An 18025-nucleotide genomic window follows, 5' to 3' on the forward strand; every position below is an offset into this window, starting at 1 on the left:
TTCCTGTGACACCGTCCAACATCAAGCGTGCCGACGGCACGATCGCACTCCTTCGGGACCCGTACCGCTGCATCTCGCGCCGGGCTGCCGAACTGGGTGAGGACATCTTCGAGACCCGGCTACTACTGCGCCGTACCACCTGCATGACTGGCGCAGAGGCCGCCGCTGTGTTCTACGACCCGTCACGATTCCAGCGGGCCGGAGCCGCCCCACCTCCGCTGCAGAAGACCCTCTTCGGCCAGGGCGGCGTCCAGGGCCTCGACGGCGAGAACCATCGGCAGCGCAAGGCGATGTTCCTGCAGATCGTTCAACCCGACCGGGTCGAAGCGCTTGCCGAGGCCGTCACCCGCGAGTGGCAACGAGCTGTCGACGACTGGATCGGGCAAGGGCGAACTCGGCTCTATCCCGAGCTCCAGCTGCTCCTCACCCGGGCCGTTTGCGCGTGGGCCGGGGTCCCCCTGCCGGCAGCCGAGGTCAACACCCGCACCCGTCAGCTCAGCGCGCTGTTCGACCAGGCCGGGCACGTCGGCGTCGGTCACCTTCGGTCGCGTGCCGCCCGCAAGGCGGCCGACCGGTGGGCCGCAGACATCATCGGCCAGGTTCGTGCGGGCAAGCTTGACCCACCCGCCTCATCTGCGGCGTATGTCATCGCCCATCACCGTGAACGAGACGGTCGACCCATGGCCCCCCGCGTAGCGGGGGTGGAGCTGCTCAACGTGCTACGACCCACGGTCGCCACCGCCGTCTACATCACGTTCGTTGCCCACGCCCTGGATGCGCAACCGGCTTGGAAGGAACGGCTCGCGCTCGGCGACGGGCACGAGGACCTGGCCTTCGTGGAGGAGGTGCGCCGCCACTATCCGTTCTTCCCTGCCGTGGCCGCCATCGTCCGCGAAGAATTCGTATGGCGCGGCCACCGGTTCCCCCGGGGCCGCCGCGTCCTGCTCGACCTCTACGGCACGAACCACGACAGCCGGATCTGGCCCGACCCGCAACGCTTCGACCCCGACCGGTTCCTCGGCGAAGAACCCGATCCGTTCGCCTTCGTGCCTCAAGGCGGCGGCGACCCGGCCGTTCACCATCGGTGCCCCGGCGAACCGGTCTCAACACGGCTCATGACCGTCGCATTGGATCAGATGGTCCGAAACATGACCTACACGGCACTGGCGCCGTCCGCTGCCGTCGACTTCGGTCGACTCCCAGCACTACCGACCGACGGCTACCCGATACGGCTCCTCGCGAGGGACACTCCTGCCTGACGCCCGACGTCGTGGCGTTGCGACGTGAAACTGCGACCGCGACGCCGCCGGAACGCACCGAGGCATCTCGGAGCGGTCAAGTCCCGGGTAGTGGTGTAGCGGTGTCCTTCGGGTCGTGGGGTGGTTTGTCAGGCGGTGAGGGCGGGTAGCTCGGTGGTCGTGGTGGTGTCCTCCTGGGGGGTGGGGATGAGGTGCATGCGGCAGCGGGCCAGGAGGTCCAGGCCCAGGTAGCGGCGGCCTTCGGCCCATTCGTCGGTTTGCTCGGCCAGGACGGCCCCGACGAGACGGACCACGGCCTGGCGGGTGGGGAAGATCCCGACACTGTCGGTGCGGCGGCGGATCTCACGGTTGAGGCGTTCGGCGGGGTTGTTCGACCAGATCTGGGACCACACGTCCTTCGGGAAATTGGTGAACGCGAGGATGTCGGCCTCAGCGGCGTCCAGGTGGGCGTGGACCTCGGGAAGCTTGGTCTGGACGTAGTCCAGGAGCCGGTCGAACTGGGCGTCCACCGCGGGGGCGTCGGGCTGGTCGTACACGCTGTGCAGCATGGCCTTGACTGCTGGCCACATGCTCTTGGGAGTGACCGACATGAGGTTGGCTGCGTAGTGCGTGCGGCAGCGTTGCCAGGTCGCGCCGGGCAGGTTGGCCCGCAGCGCTTCGACCAGACCGGTGTGGGCGTCAGAGGTCACGAGCTGCACACCGGTCAGGCCGCGGGCGACGAGGTCGGCGAAGAACTCGTTCCATGCCGCCCCGGTCTCTCCGGTTGCTACGCGCAGGCCCAGGACTTCGCGGTGGCCATCGTTGTTCACCCCGGTGGCGATCAACGCGACGGTGTTGATGACCCTGCCGCCTTCACGGACCTTCATGGTCAGGGCGTCGGCCGCGATGAAGGTCCACGGCCCGGCGGTGTCCAGGGGCCGGTGCCGGAACTCCTCGACGTGCTCGTCGAGTTCGGCGGCCATCCGCGAGACCTGGGACTTCGACAGGCCGTCGATACCGAGGGTCTTGACCAGCTTGTCCATGCGGCGGGTGGACACCCCGGCCAGATAGCAGTCGGCCACGACGGTGATCAGCGCGGTTTCGGCCCGCTTGCGGCGTTCCAACAGCCACTCGGGGAAGTAGGTCCCGGTGCGGAGCTTGGGAACGGCCACGTCGATCGTGCCCACGCGGGTGTCCAGGTCGCGGTGACGGTACCCGTTGCGCTGGGCGGTACGGGTCGTGCTGGGGCGGCCGTACTCGGCGCCGACCACCGCGTCGGCGTCTGCGGACAGCAGGGCGTTGATGGTCTGCTGCAGCAAGTGGCGCATCAGGTCCGGCGAGGCTTCGGCCAGGGCTTCGCTCAGCAGGCCGGCAGGGTCCACAATGTGAGGTGCGGTCATCGTGATGACTCCGTTCGAGGATTCTGTGGAAGGTTGACTCGAAGGATCACACGGTGACCGCACCCATGTCCGGGCACATCGTGGCCACCGCGCTACACCACTATGCGGGACTCAACTCTCGGAGCGCTTCTCAGCACGGGTGTTGAAGCAGGGTTGTGACCGGCACGCGAGCTTGAGCGGTCCCGAGCCGGTGACCACCCTGAGCCGGCGCGAGGCTGTCGCCGCGGACAGCGCGCCTGCGCATGTCGTCGGACAGATCCTGGACGCGCAGACGAACGGCGTCGGCTCTCACGCCAGCACCTCGACGTCACTCGACGCGGCGGACCCCGTTCCGCAGGCGGCGAAGGTCACCGCCTGCGGGTCGGTGGTTTCAACCCGGGCTCGGGTGGCCAGACATGCATGAACTGCTCGACCGAGGCCTCCACGCACTCGACCGCCAGGTACCAGACCTCGCGCGGGATTCCGCCAGACCTCACCGAACCTCGCAACTGGCCGCCCGAGGCACGCGTCGAGCGGCAGGAACACGACGGCCTCAAGGGCATTCGCCGCGGTGCTGATCGTCACCACCGGCCAGCGCGCCGGGGCTTACCCCGCGCCAGTACCGCCGTCGTCTCTCGCGGGTCACGCTCCCGTCTCCTGACCGGTGTGCCTGCGCAGTTGCTCCGGGGCCAGGGTGCCCTCGGTGCCGATGCCGTAGTTCGGGCACAGCGCCACGGCGTACCCCGAGGTGGCGAGCAGCCGCTCCGCGGCGTCCAGCACGCCCAGCAGTTCGGGGGCACTGGTCAGCGAGAACATCGAGGCCCGACCCTGCGGCCGGGACACCACCAGGCCGCAGTCCCGCAGGCACGCCAGGTGCGCGCTCACCGTCGACTGCGCCAGCCCCAGGTGTTCCGTGAGGTCACGCACCCGGTGCTCGCCCAGGCTCAGGTGCTGCAGGATCGCCAACCGGGACGGGTCCGACAAACCGTGGAACAACGCAGCCGCCAGGGCCAACCCCCCATCGCGCCCCGGACCTTCGCGGTCGCTCGGGACCTTCGTTGTCATCGACATACGTAGATGTTAATCCTCGCCACCCACGTTGCCTCGGTAGCCGGCCAACCTACAAGAGGGTGACCCAGTAGTCCCAGAAGCGGATGGCGATCAGCGCGGCGATGACCAGGACCCAGGCCACGACGATCGTGCTTGCGTAGCCGCCGACCCAGGGCGGCAGCGCTCCTGCGCGCGACCAGCGGGCCAGGACCGCGACCAGCGCGCTCACCGTCACCACCCAGACCACCATGCAGTACGGGCACAGCGCACCGATGCGGTACAGGCTCTGGAAGATGAGCCAGTGCACGAAAACCGTCCCCAGTCCTGTGCCGACCGTCAGGCCGATCCAGTACCAGGACGGCAGCCGTGCACCGGCCAGCAGGGTCACCGCGACCGTGACGAGCGCGGCGAACCCGGCCACGCCCATGACTGGGTTGGGGAACCCGAACACCTCCGCCTGGGCGGTGCTCATCACCGAACCGCAGCTGAGCAGGGGGCTGATGCTGCAGCTGGGCACGTAGGCCGGGTCGGCGACCAGCCGGAACTTCTCGACCAGCAGCACGAACGCCGCCGACAGGCCGACCGACCCGCACACCAGCAGCACCCACGCGACCGCCGGCATGGACGGTCCAGCCGGCGGCGGCGACGCCCCGCTGGCCGGGTGCGGCTCAGTCGTTGACGGCTGCATCGATCTGGGCGCGGAAGTCCTCCGCAGAGGTCAGCTGCATCGGCTCCCCGTCCAGGAAGAACGTCGGGGTGCCCTGCACGCCCAGCGCCATCCCGTCCTGGCGGTCCTGTTCCACCCGTTGCTGCGTGGCCGGGTCGGCGACCGCGGCGTCGTAGGCCTCTATGTCCAGCCCCAGCTCCTGGGCGAACTGGCGGAACAGCGGCGCCTTGGACTCCTGCTGCTCGCCCCACTCGGGCTGGGTCTGGTACATCCGCTCGTACATGTCCTCGAACCTGCCCTGCTGGGCCGCCGCCTCGACCGCGACAGCAGCGTTCATCGAGTTGGCATGCCCATCGATCGGGAAGTAGCGGACCACGAACGTCAACTCCCCGGCGTACTCCTTTCGCACCTGCTCCACCAACGGGTACGCCGCCAGGCACGCCTCGCACTCGAAGTCCAGGAACTCCACGAGCACCGGCGCCCCCTCACCGGCTTCGTCCAGGACATGACTGTCCTGCCGCACCACCGAGCTGCTCGCACCAGCAGCCTGCGCACCACCGGGCTCCGTCGACGGCTTGGTCACCACGACCGCGACACCCACCACCACGGCGAAGAGGACGAGCAACACTCCAGAGACAACCACGTTCCGCACGGACACTCCCACGAACAGACACCGACCAGGGGCACGGCCGAGGGTGCCTCCGGCACCCAGCCAAGGACCCTAGGCGGTAACCCTGACAAGGACCTGACCAGCACCGCCGAGCCGGCGGCGGCGGGCAGCACCGGAGCGGCGTGCTCGGTGGCGCGCTGCAGCATGTTGGCGATCTTGGTCACGCTGACCACGTCCAGGTCGAGTGAGCGTGAGCACGCGGCCTCCACCGGGTCGGCCCCGTAGCGGCGGACCAGCCCCAGGAGCCGGTACACCGCGCGCATCCGGGTCCAGGGCAGCGGCTCGTCCAGCAGCCGCTCGGCGTGGATGCCGATGCTCGGGCCGTGCGAGGCGCAGGTGGCGATCAGCGCGGTCAGGTCCCGTAGGGCATACCCGGCCCTGTGCTCGGGCAGGTCCGCCCGGTCCGTGGACCGCCGCCCGGGTGCCTGGCGGGGGTGGGTCTTGACCAGGCGCCCGCCGCCGGACCCGCTGGTGTAGAGCTTGACGAGCTCACGGTCGGCGCGAGCGTCCAGGTACTGGCCCAGGTGGGCCTCGGGCACCGAGTACAGCGCCCTGGCGACCTCGACGTGGTAGTCGCGGTGGACCTGACCCGGGTGAAGACCGGCTGGTCATACGGTTGCGGCACCGGCAGCAGCACCGGGGCCTCGACCCGGGTGAACACCTCCACCGGACGCGCCTGGATCGTGCCGTGGATCCGCATCCCGGCACGCACCGAGCACCACTGCTCGGCACGGGCCTGCGCGTCGACCAGGTCGCTGAAGTGCTCCCCGGCCCAGAAGTTGCCGCGCACGAACTGCACCGCCCGCTCGACCCTGGGTTTGTCCTTGGGCGAGCGGACCCTCGCGGGGTCGGTGACGAACCCGGCGTGCTGGGCGTAGTCCAGCCAGCCGGTGGACAGGCGCGGGTTGACCGCGTCGGCGTCGGTCACGACCGGCTTGAGGTTGTCCGGGACCAGGACCTTGAACACGCCACCGAAGAAGGCCCCACGCGGCCTCACAACCCGCGATGACCGCGGTCAGCGTCTGTGAGTAGGTCAACCAGACGAACATGTGCCGGGAGACCACCGCGGTGAAGATCAGCGCGTGCACCTTGCGGCGCCGCCCGTCGGCCGGGTCGACCAGGTAGCCCATGTGGCCGAAGTCGACCTGCAGCTCCACGCCCGGCTCGCCGTCGTCCACGCGGACCGTGGTCTCCCTGGCCCGGTAGCCGCACCGCTCGGTGGCGAACCGGTGCAGCGTCCGGTAGGCCACCACGACGCCCTGGCGGGCCAGGAGCTCCTAGATCTTGACGATCGACAGCGGCTTGGCGTCCTTGCCGTCCCTGGCCACCCAGGAGCGGATCTGCTCCTCGTGCGCGAGCAGCACCTCCCAGGAAGCACCGTGCCCGCCCGGGCGTGCCGGGCGCACCGCCGCGACGACAGCTCCGACGAGCGCGTCGTCGACCGTGGCCCACCCGGCCGAGCGTTCCAGCCCCGCCTCCTGGGCGGCCTGCACGTACCGGCGCGCGGTCTTGCGGTCGACCCCGGCCCGCTCGGCGACGGTGCGCAACCCCGCACCCTCGAGCCAGCCGCGCAACACTTCTCTGACCTCGATCACACTGACCTCCCTGAATCCCATGCCCACTGGACCTCCACGCCGACGACGCTGACGAGGCGATCCAACGAACCCTCCGAGGCCCCACCAGGCAGGCGCGCCGGGTGGTCCCATGACTGGCAACCCAGGTGGTCCCATGAACCTGGCAGAAAACCGCTCAGAGCGGTCCCATGCTCATGGCAGGCGACACCTGGCCTTGGCGCTCAGGCAGACGGGCTCCCTGCTGGCGCCGGACTTCTACCAGACCATCGAGGTCCCTGGGTCTCGGACCGGCTTGCTGACCAGCAGCTCGTTGGCATGATGGCAGTCGGCATCGGCTATCTGACGGTCATCCTCCTCATGCTGATGGCAGTCCTGGACCGACACCCCCGCGGCGACCGTCCCTCCGGGGCCGGGTCACGGTCGTTGACTGGTGAATACGCGACACGTTTTGCGCGGGAGCCTGGCAGCAGGTCGGAGAAACGCAGGGCCAGGCGGTGACAGACCACGTGCGTCAGCTCGACGGAGTAAGCAGCCGCCGAGAATGCTGGCGAGAGGCTGGGAAGCCACCGTGCTCGCCGCCAGGCGTGGATGACCGGTCCCGGGGGCGGTCGGACTTCATGGCGGTGCCGGTCCAGCAGTCGCCGCACGACGGTAAGGCAGCCGAGGCCCTGCTGCTGCAGACAGAGGGCCGCACCGTCCACTTTGACCGGGGGTCAGACACGCATGCTGCCGGACGGCCTGGTCACCGGCCCAGCATGAGGATGACGATCGGGGCGAGGTACGCCGCCGCCACGAGCACCATGACAAGCATCGTCAGGCATCCTGCCCAGGACCGACCGACCGGTCGATCCCCCTTCGGCGTCACCACCTGCCCGCCGTGGTCCGGACAGCGGAAGCCCGAAGCGCCAGTTCCGTCCCGTTCTCATTCATCTGTGGCCTGCTCTCCTGCGGGCACCACCCGGAGGAAGCGCAGCGTCCGCCGTGAGACCTTCGCTGCGTCGGCCGGCCCCAGGAGGAGCTCCTCCTCATCCTTACCGGACGATACCACCGCAAGTTTTGCCCGCGGAGTCGCACCGGGGCGAACGGTTCACCGGTCGGGTGCGTCGACCTGGGACGCGGGCTGGTTCGGCAGGCGACCCCGCCGGTCCACCGCCGTGCGAGCCTGACTCGCAGATCGTCCCGCCTTCAGCCGGTCAGTGGCGTGCGCTGGAGGTCGCACCGCGCGGAAGCGACATCGTCCCGCGCCGTGTACCGCTGGAGTGCAGCGTGTCGGCGGGTGGCACTTCCGCCCTCGGACGGGACCCAGTCCGGCGGCCTCCGGTGGCACAGCTGTGCGGTCTGGGCACGCTGCCTTCCGGGTGCCGCCGCCACCGTGCCCTTGGTCGGCGCGTACCGTCCTGGAAGGGCGCCACCCTGCCGTGCCGGCGGTCGTTGGGGCTGATGGCCACGCAGGGGCGCGGACTCTCACGGAGGCAAGCGGACTCACTTGAGAATCCCACCGGAGCAGTCGGCGCTAGGTCCGGTGAAGCCGGTCCTGTTGATGGCCCACAGCCATCCGCAGCAGGCCAAGGACCACGACGAGCGCGGCGGCGGGGACGACCCAGGGGCCGGTGCGGACGGTGAGCGTCTGCTCCGTGCGCAACGGCAGCTGCCCGACGAGGGTGGCCTGCGTGTACGGGACTGTGCGTTCGTGAACGACGCCGTCTGGGGTGATGAGGCCGGACACACCGACGTTGCTGACGTGCGCGATGGAGCGTCCGTACTCGACGGCGCGGACCCGGGAGATCGCCAGGTGCTGCGCGGACTGGTCGCCATCGCCGAACCAGGCGTTGCTGGTGGGGACCACGAGCAGCTGTGCCCCACCCTTGACCAGGTCGCGGACGGCGCGGTCGACGACGATCTCGAAGCAGATGGCCAGTCCCAGGTTGACCGGCCGGCCCGTGCCGAGCGGGACCGACATCACCCCAGGGCGGTCGCCGGCGCTGAGGTCATCGATCCGGTCGACCCATGGGCTGAGATGCCTCAGGAGCGGTCGCAGCGGCATAATCTCACCGAACGGCGCCAGGTAGACCTTGCGGTACGTCTGGTCCAGCCCGTATCGGGGCAGGTAGCTGAACACCATGTTGGAGGCAGAACCAACCTCGCCCTGTCGGGAGAGGCCGCCGAGCACCACCGGTGCCCCGACGGCCTCGGCCGCCGACATGATCCGGTCGCTGGTCGCTGACCGGACACGTGGGTCGAGGGGGTCCCGGTCGGTAGCGCCCTCAGGCCACACAACTAGGTCCGGAGGCGCAGTGTCGCCGTTGGCGACCCTGCCCGCCAAAGCCTTCGTGGCGTCGGCGTACCGATCCAGGATTACCCCCGGTTCTGCCGTCAGGGTCCGGGAGAAGCCTTCGGGAAGATCTCCCTGGACCGCAGCCACGGTCACGTTCTCCCCCGCCGTCGGACGTGGCACCAGAAGGGGAGCAGCCACGAGGACCACAGCACCCACCAGAGCAGCGGCGGCGCGCCCAACCTGCCTCCCGCCGGGCGCCAGGAACCGCTGCAGGGCCACAGCAAGAAGGCCCCCGATGAGAGCTATCAGGAGACCTAGGCCGGGGACGCCGACGAGGCTGACCGCGCCGAGCATCGGCGAGTCGGCCTGGCTGAAACCGAGCCGGGCCCACGGGAAGCCACCGAACGGGGTAACCGATCGTGCCCACTCCATCAACACCCACGCGGCCGCACCGAGGAGTGGGCGAATGTTGCCGGCGCGCTGCAGCAGTGCCAGCAGAGCACCGAGAGCAGCCGGATAAAGGGCCGAGACCACGCTCATGGCGAGCCACGCCGGCCCGCCGGCGTAGGTGCCGGCCCAGGTGAACATCGGCGTGAACCACGCCAACCCCAGCAGCAGACCGGACAGAGCACCCGCCCACCACGTCGCGCCAGCGGTGGCCAGCGCCAGACCGGCACAACCGACGACCGCCAGCCACCACACGTCATGCCCCGGGAACGCCAGCCACAGGCAGACACCGCCCATCAGCCCGAGCACCAGCCGGGCACCGAGCACCAGCGGGAACGTGCCGAGACCCGTCCGGACCGGACGGGCCAGCCTATGCATGCGCGGCATGCTCGCGGTCGGCGTGGCCGGGTGGTTCGAGCTGGAAGGTGGAGTGCTCGATGCTGACGTCGAAGTGGTCGGCCACGCAGTCCTGCAGACGGGCCAGCATCTCGGCGGCGTGACCGTCGGTGAAGCACTCCTGGTCCAGGACGACATGGGCGGACAGGACGGGCAGGCCGGTGGCGATGGTGGAGGCGTGCAGGTCGTGCACGTCCTGCACGTGCGGTACCGCCAGCACGTGTGCGCGGACGTCGGCCAGGTCCAGCCCCTTGGGGGTGGACTCCAGCAGGATATGGCCGGCCTCCCGCAGGATCGTGACGGCCCGCGGCACGATGAGCGCGGCGATGAGCATGCCGGCGATGGCGTCGATGCGGACCCACCCGGTGGTGGTGATGACGAGCGCACTGATGATGACGGCCACCGACCCCAGGGCATCGTTGACGACCTCCAGGAACGCGGCGCGCATGTTGAGGTTCGCGCCGCGTCCGGAGCTGAGGACCAGCATGGAAGCGATGTTGCCGACCAGGCCGACGATGCCGAAGACGAGCAGGCCGGTGGAGCTGACCTCGTGCGGCTCGTAGAGGCGGCGGACGCCCTCGACGAAGGCGTAGATCCCGACACCCAGGAGCACGGCCGCCTGCGCGCCGGCGGCGAGGACCTCGGCCCGGCGGAACCCCCAGGTCCGCTCGGGCGTCGGTGGCCGCAGCGCCAGCGACGCGGCGACCAGCGCCATGCCCAGCCCGGCAGCGTCGGTGAGCATGTGCCCGGCGTCCACCAGCAGGGCCAGGGAGCCGGTCCACACGGCTCCGACCACCTCGGCGACCAGGATGGTCGCGGTGATCGCGAACGCGACCGCCAGCCGGCCCCGGTGCGTGGTTACGGTCCCGTGGTCGTGACCTGCGCTCATACGTCAGCTCCTTGCATACCAGCCGAGTCCGCCTCGGGAGCCGGTGATCGCCGAGGTGTCAAGGATGTCGCGGCCGGTACGCACGCTCGGGTCGTTCGCCAGCCGGATTCTTGGCAGTCCACCATGACACCTTTCCGCCCAACAGCAGCTCGGGGCCCCCGCACAGTACGGTGGCTTCCTTCGCCACGAGGTCGAGGCGCACTCGCCAGCCGTGCGTCGGTCTTCCCCGCAGGGGCTGGCGGAGCGGCGCGGCACCGACGGGCGGCAGGCCCCCACCGTACCCTACCGTCGCCTCCTCGCGGGTCACCCTCTGGTCTCCTGGCCGGCGTGGGGGCACGGTCAGCACGTCCAGGAAGCTCGAGCGCACGTGAGCGCGCAGATCGAGGCCGGGCCCGTCGGCCGGGACACCACCAGCCCGCGGGCGCGGGTCAAGTCCCGGGTAGTGGTGTAGCGGTGTCCTTCGGGTCGTGGGGTGGTTTGTCAGGCGGTGAGGGCGGGTAGCTCGGTGGTCGTGGTGGTGTCCTCCTGGGGGGCGGGGATGAGGTGCATGCGGCAGCGGGCCAGGAGGTCCAGGCCCAGGTAGCGGCGGCCTTCGGCCCATTCGTCGGTTTGCTCGGCCAGGACGGCCCCGACGAGACGGACCACGGCCTGGCGGGTGGGGAAGATCCCGACACTGTCGGTGCGGCGGCGGATCTCACGGTTGAGGCGTTCGGCGGGGTTGTTCGACCAGATCTGGGACCAGACGTCCTTCGGGAAATTGGTGAACGCGAGGATGTCGGCCCGAGCGGCGTCCAGGTGGGCGTGGACCTCGGGAAGCTTGGTCTGGACGTAGTCCAGGAGCCGGTCGAACTGGGCGTCCACCGCGGGGGCGTCGGGCTGGTCGTACACGCTGTGCAGCATGGCCTTGACTGCTGGCCACATGCTCTTGGGAGTGACCGACATGAGGTTGGCTGCGTAGTGCGTGCGGCAGCGTTGCCAGGTCGCGCCGGGCAGGTTGGCCCGCAGCGCTTCGACCAGACCGGTGTGGGCGTCAGAGGTCACGAGCTGCACACCGGTCAGGCCGCGGGCGACGAGGTCGGCGAAGAACTCGTTCCATGCCGCCCCGGTCTCTCCGGTTGCTACGCGCAGGCCCAGCACTTCGCGGTGGCCATCGTTGTTCACCCCGGTGGCGATCAACGCGACGGTGTTGATGACCCTGCCGCCTTCACGGACCTTCATGGTCAGGGCGTCGGCCGCGATGAAGGTCCACGGCCCGGTGGTGTCCAGGGGTCGGTGGCGGAACTCCTCGACGTGCTCGTCGAGTTCGGCGGCCATCCGAGAGACCTGGGACTTCGACAGGCCGTCGATACCGAGGGTCTTGACCAGCTTGTCCATGCGGCGGGTGGACACCCCGGCCAGATAGCAGTCGGCCACGACGGTGATCAGCGCGGTTTCTGCCCGCTTGCGGCGTTCCAACAGCCACTCGGGGAAGTAGGTCCCGGTGCGGAGCTTGGGAACGGCCACGTCGATCGTGCCCACGCGGGTGTCCAGGTCGCGGTGGCGGTACCCGTTGCGCTGGGCGGTACGGGTCGTGCTGGGGCGGCCGTACTCGGCGCCGACCACAGCGTCGGCGTCTGCGGACAGCAGGGCGTTGATGGTCTGCTGCAGCAAGTGGCGCATCAGGTCCGGCGAGGCTTCGGCCAGGGCTTCGCTCAGCAGTCCGGCAGGGTCCACAATGTGAGGTGCGGTCATCGTGATGACTCCGTTCGAGGATTCTGTGGAAGGTTGACTCGAAGGATCACACGGTGACCGCACCCATGTCCGGGCACATCGTGGCCACCGCGCTACACCACTATGCGGGACTCAACTCATCGTGAGCCAGTGGGAGTGGGGCCAGGCCGACGGACCACCTGACGGTGGACACACTGGTGGCGGATCCCCCCCAAAGGCCGACTCACGTTGATCCGTTCCCACGCCGACTAGCCCGCTCTCGGCGAGAGAGCGAGCTGGCCGCAACCCCACGCACGCCGTGCACTGCGTCTGCGAGGGGCGGTACCTGCCGGTTCAGGCACCTGGAGTCATCTCCCGGGGGCGTCGATCGTTTTGGTCTCGCGGCTGAGGCCCTGTCCAGCGCCGCGTCGAGCACGGGCGGTCAGTCGATGGACCACCCCCGGGAACGCGGAGAGGCCCCTAGTGCGGGGTGGGGGACGCATAGATGGCCACGATGGGCCGGGCTCAACACCTCACACGGTGGAGCCGAACCGGCTAGACTGGGCCTCACGCCAGCACCTCAACTCTGCTGTCGTCAGACCCCCGGAGGTTGCCGCCTCGCGGGGGTCTTTCCTGCCCGCAGCCGGTCCAGTTATGGCCCAGTTATGGCAAACCGGGCGAAAACGAATCGGCCCCGGCCGCGGATTCCGCTGGCCAGAGCCGATTTCGTGTGGTCGGGGTGACAGGATTTGAACCTGCGACCTCCTCGTCCCGAACGAGGCGCGCTACCAAGCTGCGCCACACCCCGAAGGTCGTCACCCGGTTCGGGCAACCACGGCATGCTACATGACGTGGGGGCTCAGCTCCGAATCCTCCAGCAGCCTGCGCACGTGGTTCCCGGGCACCGGCACCGCCAGCCCCACGAAGGTCAGCGCCAGGCCGCCCACCATCAGGCCGACGGGCCAGGCCGTGTCGGTCGCGTCGGTCATGGTCTCCTGCGTGCCGTCGCTGAACGTGCAGGTGAGCGTCACCGGCATCAGCTGCCGCTCCACGTGCACCGGCTCGGCGGCCTCCACCGACTGGCCGCGTTGGCTGGCGCACGCCTCGTAGGCGTCCACCGGGCCGAAGACGTTGATGATGAGGATGACCAGCCCCGCCAGCACCAGCAGCGGCGAGAGGGCCAGCGCCAGGAGCCGCAGCAGGCTCCGCCAGCGCGACCGGATCAGCTCCGGCCCCGGGGCCCGAGCGAAGCGCTTCGACGAGGGGCCCTCCTCCCGCGGCGGGAGCACGAAGCGGGTGGAGCTCACGGCGTGCTCCCGGGGCGGGCGACCACGCGGCGCCCCTCGAAGGCGCGGCCGAGCGTCACCTCATCGGCGTACTCGAGGTCCCCGCCCACGGGCAGCCCGGAGGCCAGCCGGCTCACCTTGATCTCCAGCACCTGCAGCATCCGCGAGAGGTAGGTGGCCGTCGCCTCGCCCTCCATGTTCGGGTCGGTGGCGATGATGACCTCGGTCACCTCGCCGTCACCGAGCCGCTGCATGAGCTGGGCGATGCGCAGGTCGTCCGGCCCGATGCCGTCCAGCGGGCTGATCGCCCCGCCGAGCACGTGGTACCGCCCCCGGAACTCGCGGGTGCGCTCGATCGCCTGCACATCGCGCGGCTCCTCCACCACGCAGATGGCGGTGCCGTCGCGCTGCGGGTCCAAGCAGATGCGGCACTCCTCGGCCTCCGCCACGTTGCCGCAGGTGGCGCAGAAGCGCACCTTCTCCTTCACCACCTGCAGGGCCGTCGCGAGGCGCTGCACGTCCTCGGCGTCGGCCGCCAGGACGTGGAAGGCAATGCGCTGCGCGCTCTTGGGACCCACCCCCGGGAGGCGGTTGAGCTCGTCGATCAGGTCCTGGACCGCGCCTTCATACACAGTGCGAACCCTATGCCTGGTCCGAGTGCTCCTCGATCACGGTGCCACCGAGGATCTTCTCGATGGCAGCCGTGCCCACCATGCCGACCGACTCCACCGTCTCGTCGGCGTAGTCCGGCGTGAACTCCACACCGTCCTCCTCGGGCGTCGCCTCCGACGGGTCGGGGTCCGTTCCCGCCCCACCGCCGGGCGCCAATGCGGGAGCGTCGGTGGGTGCGGTCCCCGCAGCTGCGCCGGGGGTCGGCTCACCCGCTGGTGGGGGCATGGCACCTGCGGGGGCTGCACCGTCGCCGCCCTGGCCCGCACCGGGGCCGGGCCTGGGGGCGGGCAGGTCACCGGTCGCCCAATCCGGAGCGTCGTCCGTGCGCTGACCCCAGGCCGGAGAACCCACGGGGTCCGGCGCGGACGGCAGGCCTGACACGCCACCGGCACCCGGACCGCCCGGGGCACCACCGGTGCCACCGGGACCGCGACCTCCCGGGCCGCCGGGGGCGCCCGCGCCCCCGGGCCCACCAGAGCCGCTCTGGCCACCGTCACCGGGGCCCCCCACGACACAGCGGACGCGCGGGTGGAAGCCCAGGGCCTCCTGCACCGCGGCCGCCACCCGGTCGGCGTTCTCCCCGCGGGAGAAGCGCTCCGCGATGGGGGCCACCTCGGTGGCGAGCGTGAGCCCCTCGGAGCTGAGGTCCTGCACCTGCATGGACTGGGACACCAGGGCCCAGGTCACGCGGCTGATGTCCTTGAGCTTGTCGAGCACCGTCGGCCACTCGTGCCGCAGGGTCTCCAGCGGGACGGGGGCTGCCCCGGGCGACGAGGACCCTTCCGGGGCAGCCTGCTGGGCCTGCTGCGGGGCGCCGGGCTCGGGTGTCCGGTCGCCGGCGGAGTCCGGTCCGGCGGCGGCCGCTGCCTCCTCGGCCTCCCACATGTCGGCGGGAGGCTCATCCGGGACCGGCGGGGCCTGCTCGGCTGCCGGCTGCGGCGCAGCGGGCTGCTCCTGGGCGCGCTCCTCGCCCTGCGGGGTCCGGTCCTGGCGTGCCGGCTGCTCCTGCTCGCGCTGTTCATCCCGCGGGGTCTGGTCCCGGCGTGCTGGCTCCTGCGCACGGGACTGCTCCTGCTGCGGCGCTGCCGCAGCCGGGACCGCCGGCGCGCTCTGCGCGACCGGGGAACCCTGCGACGCCGGCGCTTCCTGCGCTGGTGCGCCGGCCTGCGCACCGGCAGTCCCACCGGCAGACGCGTCGCCGCGGAAGGCCATCCACCGCTCCACCTTCTCCAACCGGGCCGCGAAGCCACCCTCCCCCGCAGCACGGGGCAGCAGCAGCCGCGCCATGATGATCTCCAGCTGCAGCCGCGGTGAGGTGGCGCCGGTCATCTCCGCCAACCCGTGGAAGAGCACGTCGGAAGCGCGGGAGAGCTCCGCCGGGCCCAGCCCGCTCGCCTGCACCCGCAGCCGGTCCAGCTGGTCGGAGGGCACGCCCGGCAGCACCGCCTCGGTCCCGGTCGGCACCGCGTTCACCAGGATGAGGTCCCGCATCCGCTCCGAGAGGTCCTCCACGAAGCGCCGCGGGTCCTGCCCGGACTCGACCACCCGCTCCACCGTGGTGAACAGCGACGCACCGTCGCCGGCGGCGTAGGCGTCGACCACCCCATCGAGCAGCTCGCTGTCGGTGAAACCCAGCAGGGCGGTCGTGCCCGCCAGGGTGATGCCGGCGTCGTCCGACCCGGCGATCAGCTGGTCGAGCACCGACATCGAGTCACGCACCGACCCGCCCCCGGCGCGCACCACGTAGGACAGGACGCCAGGCTCCACGGTGATTCCCTCGCGCTCACACACCTGTGCCAGGTACTCCTGCAGCACGGCCGGCGGCACCAGCCGGAAGGGATAGTGGTGCGTGCGCGACCGGATGGTGCCGATGACCTTCTCCGGCTCCGTCGTCGCAAAGATGAACAGGACGTGCTCCGGCGGCTCCTCCACGATCTTCAGCAGCGCGTTGAAGCCCGCCGAGGTGACCATGTGCGCCTCGTCGATGATGTAGACCTTGTAGCGCGACTGGGCCGGGCCGAACGAGGCCTTCTCGCGCAGGTCGCGGGCGTCGTCCACGCCACCGTGGCTCGCCGCATCGATCTCGATGACGTCGACCGAGCCCGCACCGCCGCGCGCCAGGTCCTGGCAGGAGTCGCACTCGCCGCACGGGGAGTCGGTGGGGCCCTGCTCGCAGTTGAGGCAGCGCGCCAGGATGCGGGCGCTGGTGGTCTTGCCGCAGCCGCGCGGCCCGGAGAACAGGTAGGCGTGGTTCACCCGCCCGGTGCGCAGCGCCTGCTGCAGGGGGCCGGTGACGTGCTCCTGCCCCACGACCTCGGAGAAGTTCTGCGGTCGGTAGCGGCGGTACAAGGCGGTGCTCACGGGCACGACCCTAGCCGCCGGCGGTGACAGGCACCTCGCGTCGTCCCCAGCCCCTCGTCGCCGACCGGCAGTCCCACGGCGGGCCGGCGTCAACCTCGCCGCACGACACCGCCGCCCCCGCGGCACCCCGGACACGCAAGGACCTCCCACGCACCTGGAAGAGCTCTCCTACCCTTGCTGCATTCCTGCCCTGGGGGAGTTCGGAGAGGTACCACCGCGTGGGAGGTCGCGCACAGTCTACGGGACACCCCGCCAGCACCCCAACGGCCGTCCACCGGCGCCGCCACCACCCGCGCGGCCGCCGGCTCGGACACCCGGATTTCACTGACCCTTCACTCCCCGTGTACCCTGCGCGGCGGAGGATTCGCATAGCGGCCTAGTGCGCACGATTGGAAATCGTGTTGGGTTAACACCCTCGGGGGTTCAAATCCCCCATCCTCCGCCGGATGAGCGCCACCTCGCAGTCACTGCGAGGTGGCGCTCTCTCGTTGCCCGGGCCCGCGCCGCGGCTACCGTGGGCCCCACGGTGTGAGAGATTCGGACTCCACTGCCCCGTGACGTCGAAGGGATGCCGTGCACCCACGCTTGGTCTGCGCCGCTGCCGCACTGCTGTCCACCGCACTGCTGGGCGGGTGCAGCAGCCTGACCACGGAGGTCGCCTACCCCCAGGACCCGGTGCCGGGGCACTGCGAGAACTGGCCCGACCTCGAGGAGGTCGACCGCGCGAAGGTGCAGGTGAGCGTGCTCAACAACGGCGCGGGGGCCGGAGCCGCTGCCACCGCCGCCCGCGAGCTGGAGGCCCGCGGCTTCACGGTGTTGACCACCGGCAACGAGAACGAGGACGCCCCGGGCAACGCGGCGATCGTGCGCTACGGCGAGATGGGGCTCTCGGCGGCCCGCACCGTCGCCCAGCAGATCGAGGGGGCCCAGCTGCTGCGCGACTCCCGCCGTGACCCCACCGTCGACGTCATCCTCGGCGAGCAGTTCGAGCAGCTTGCCCGGCAGCCGGCCGCGCAGCCCGACGAGGTGCAGATGAACGTCTACAACACCACCTCGGCCGTCGGTCTGGCCGGCGACACCGCGGACGCGATGCGGGGGCGCGGCTTCACCGTCGACCAGGTGGGCAACGACCCGGAGAGGAAGTGGTACCCCGATCGCACCGCCGTCATCCGCCACGGCGCGGCCAGCGAGCCGATGGCGCGCACCGTCGCCGCGCAGGTGCCCGATGCGGTGCTGAGCGACGACGGACGCACCGACCAGACGGTCGACCTCGTGCTGGGCGCCAGGTTCGAGGGCCCGACCCCGGAGTACACCGAGCCCGAGGCCGTGCCCGAGGTGGAGCAGGGCGACAAGATCGGCTGCGAGTGACCCATCCCCCTTCCCCGATGGCGTGAGCGCACCCCGCTGGGGTGAGCGCGCGGATCGCTGGGGT

14 protein-coding genes, 2 tRNA genes, 1 other RNA gene and 1 pseudogene are annotated in these 18025 nt (G+C 70.5%); 4 read left to right on the forward strand and 14 right to left on the reverse strand.

The window, feature by feature from the left end; genetic code table 11:
- Window positions 1-5 precede the first annotated feature (5 nt).
- Window positions 6-1259: a cytochrome P450 gene (locus KSED_RS12615; RefSeq protein ID WP_015780464.1), complete on the forward strand. Its 1254-nt coding sequence runs from the start codon at window positions 6-8 to the stop codon at window positions 1257-1259.
- A gap of 128 nt (window positions 1260-1387) precedes the next feature.
- Here the strand turns inward: KSED_RS12615 and KSED_RS12620 are convergent, their stop codons facing one another.
- From KSED_RS12620 to KSED_RS15475, 5 genes and pseudogenes are all read right to left on the reverse strand, one after another.
- Window positions 1388-2638, reverse strand: a complete 1251-nt coding sequence (locus KSED_RS12620) for an IS256 family transposase (protein WP_012802028.1) — start codon at window positions 2636-2638, stop codon at window positions 1388-1390.
- Between the two features lie 621 nt (window positions 2639-3259).
- On the reverse strand, window positions 3260-3688 hold the full coding sequence (locus KSED_RS12625; protein WP_015780465.1) for an ArsR/SmtB family transcription factor: 429 nt from the start codon (window positions 3686-3688) through the stop codon (window positions 3260-3262).
- Window positions 3689-3737: 49 nt separating this feature from the next.
- A complete protein-coding gene (locus KSED_RS12630; protein ID WP_015780466.1) occupies window positions 3738-4289 on the reverse strand; it encodes a vitamin K epoxide reductase family protein in 552 nt (183 codons plus the stop codon).
- A 46-nt stretch (window positions 4290-4335) separates the two neighbouring features.
- Window positions 4336-4959 carry a DsbA family protein gene (locus tag KSED_RS12635; protein ID WP_308699667.1) on the reverse strand — a complete coding sequence of 208 codons (624 nt, stop codon included), beginning with the start codon at window positions 4957-4959 and terminating at the stop codon, window positions 4336-4338.
- Window positions 4914-5582 (reverse strand): annotated as a pseudogene (locus tag KSED_RS15475) (Mu transposase domain-containing protein); the annotation flags it as partial. The pseudogene KSED_RS15475 and the gene KSED_RS12635, both read right to left, overlap by 46 nt.
- A gap of 75 nt (window positions 5583-5657) precedes the next feature.
- On the opposite strand from KSED_RS15475, the gene KSED_RS15480 reads away from it, so the two are divergent.
- Entirely contained in the window at window positions 5658-5882 is a 225-nt protein-coding gene (locus tag KSED_RS15480; protein WP_237699540.1) for a hypothetical protein, read from the forward strand.
- Window positions 5883-6281: 399 nt separating this feature from the next.
- Here KSED_RS15480 and KSED_RS15485 read toward each other — a convergent pair whose 3' ends face one another.
- From KSED_RS15485 to ffs, 9 genes are all read right to left on the reverse strand, one after another.
- Window positions 6282-6599 carry a hypothetical protein gene (locus KSED_RS15485; RefSeq protein WP_237699541.1) on the reverse strand — a complete coding sequence of 106 codons (318 nt, stop codon included), beginning with the start codon at window positions 6597-6599 and terminating at the stop codon, window positions 6282-6284.
- Window positions 6600-8091: 1492 nt separating this feature from the next.
- The gene (gene lnt, locus KSED_RS12645; protein ID WP_237699542.1) at window positions 8092-9687 is read right to left on the reverse strand and encodes an apolipoprotein N-acyltransferase; all 1596 of its coding nucleotides are present in this window, start codon (window positions 9685-9687) and stop codon (window positions 8092-8094) included.
- Entirely contained in the window at window positions 9671-10585 is a 915-nt protein-coding gene (locus KSED_RS12650) for a cation diffusion facilitator family transporter (protein ID WP_015780470.1), read from the reverse strand. The genes lnt and KSED_RS12650 overlap by 17 nt, the downstream gene beginning before the upstream one ends.
- A 480-nt stretch (window positions 10586-11065) precedes the next feature.
- Window positions 11066-12316, reverse strand: coding sequence for an IS256 family transposase (locus KSED_RS12655; protein ID WP_015780471.1), 1251 nt, complete (start codon window positions 12314-12316; stop codon window positions 11066-11068).
- A 689-nt stretch (window positions 12317-13005) separates the two neighbouring features.
- Window positions 13006-13082: transfer RNA gene (locus KSED_RS12660), tRNA-Pro, on the reverse strand.
- Window positions 13083-13116: 34 nt separating this feature from the next.
- Window positions 13117-13581 (reverse strand): hypothetical protein, encoded by a 465-nt coding sequence (locus KSED_RS12665; protein WP_015780472.1) that lies wholly within the window; start codon window positions 13579-13581, stop codon window positions 13117-13119.
- Window positions 13578-14192 carry a recombination mediator RecR gene (gene recR / locus KSED_RS12670; RefSeq protein ID WP_015780473.1) on the reverse strand — a complete coding sequence of 205 codons (615 nt, stop codon included), beginning with the start codon at window positions 14190-14192 and terminating at the stop codon, window positions 13578-13580. The genes KSED_RS12665 and recR overlap by 4 nt, the downstream gene beginning before the upstream one ends.
- Before the next feature lie 10 nt (window positions 14193-14202).
- Window positions 14203-16593 carry a DNA polymerase III subunit gamma and tau gene (locus tag KSED_RS12675; RefSeq protein WP_015780474.1) on the reverse strand — a complete coding sequence of 797 codons (2391 nt, stop codon included), beginning with the start codon at window positions 16591-16593 and terminating at the stop codon, window positions 14203-14205.
- Window positions 16594-16727: 134 nt separating this feature from the next.
- Window positions 16728-16824, reverse strand: an RNA gene (gene ffs / locus KSED_RS13920) — signal recognition particle sRNA small type.
- Window positions 16825-16950: 126 nt separating this feature from the next.
- Between ffs and KSED_RS12680 the strand changes: the two genes are divergently transcribed.
- Together KSED_RS12680 and KSED_RS13895 are read left to right on the forward strand one after the other, a co-directional pair.
- Window positions 16951-17035: transfer RNA gene (locus tag KSED_RS12680), tRNA-Ser, on the forward strand.
- Between the two features lie 131 nt (window positions 17036-17166).
- Window positions 17167-17961: a LytR C-terminal domain-containing protein gene (locus KSED_RS13895; RefSeq protein ID WP_015780475.1), complete on the forward strand. Its 795-nt coding sequence runs from the start codon at window positions 17167-17169 to the stop codon at window positions 17959-17961.
- The last annotated feature ends 64 nt before the right edge of the window (window positions 17962-18025 follow it).

The sequence above is a fragment of the Kytococcus sedentarius DSM 20547 genome, assembly GCF_000023925.1.
Taxonomy (GTDB): domain Bacteria; phylum Actinomycetota; class Actinomycetes; order Actinomycetales; family Dermatophilaceae; genus Kytococcus; species Kytococcus sedentarius.

Coding starts and splice junctions, on each gene's coding strand:
- lnt (WP_237699542.1), bottom strand. CDS start 9,687: ATGCCGCGCATGCATAGGCTGGCCCGTCCGGTCCGGACGGGTCTCGGC.
- KSED_RS12625 (WP_015780465.1), bottom strand. CDS start 3,688: ATGTCGATGACAACGAAGGTCCCGAGCGACCGCGAAGGTCCGGGGCGC.
- KSED_RS12650 (WP_015780470.1), bottom strand. CDS start 10,585: ATGAGCGCAGGTCACGACCACGGGACCGTAACCACGCACCGGGGCCGG.
- KSED_RS12655 (WP_015780471.1), bottom strand. CDS start 12,316: ATGACCGCACCTCACATTGTGGACCCTGCCGGACTGCTGAGCGAAGCC.
- KSED_RS12630 (WP_015780466.1), bottom strand. CDS start 4,289: ATGCCGGCGGTCGCGTGGGTGCTGCTGGTGTGCGGGTCGGTCGGCCTG.
- KSED_RS12620 (WP_012802028.1), bottom strand. CDS start 2,638: ATGACCGCACCTCACATTGTGGACCCTGCCGGCCTGCTGAGCGAAGCC.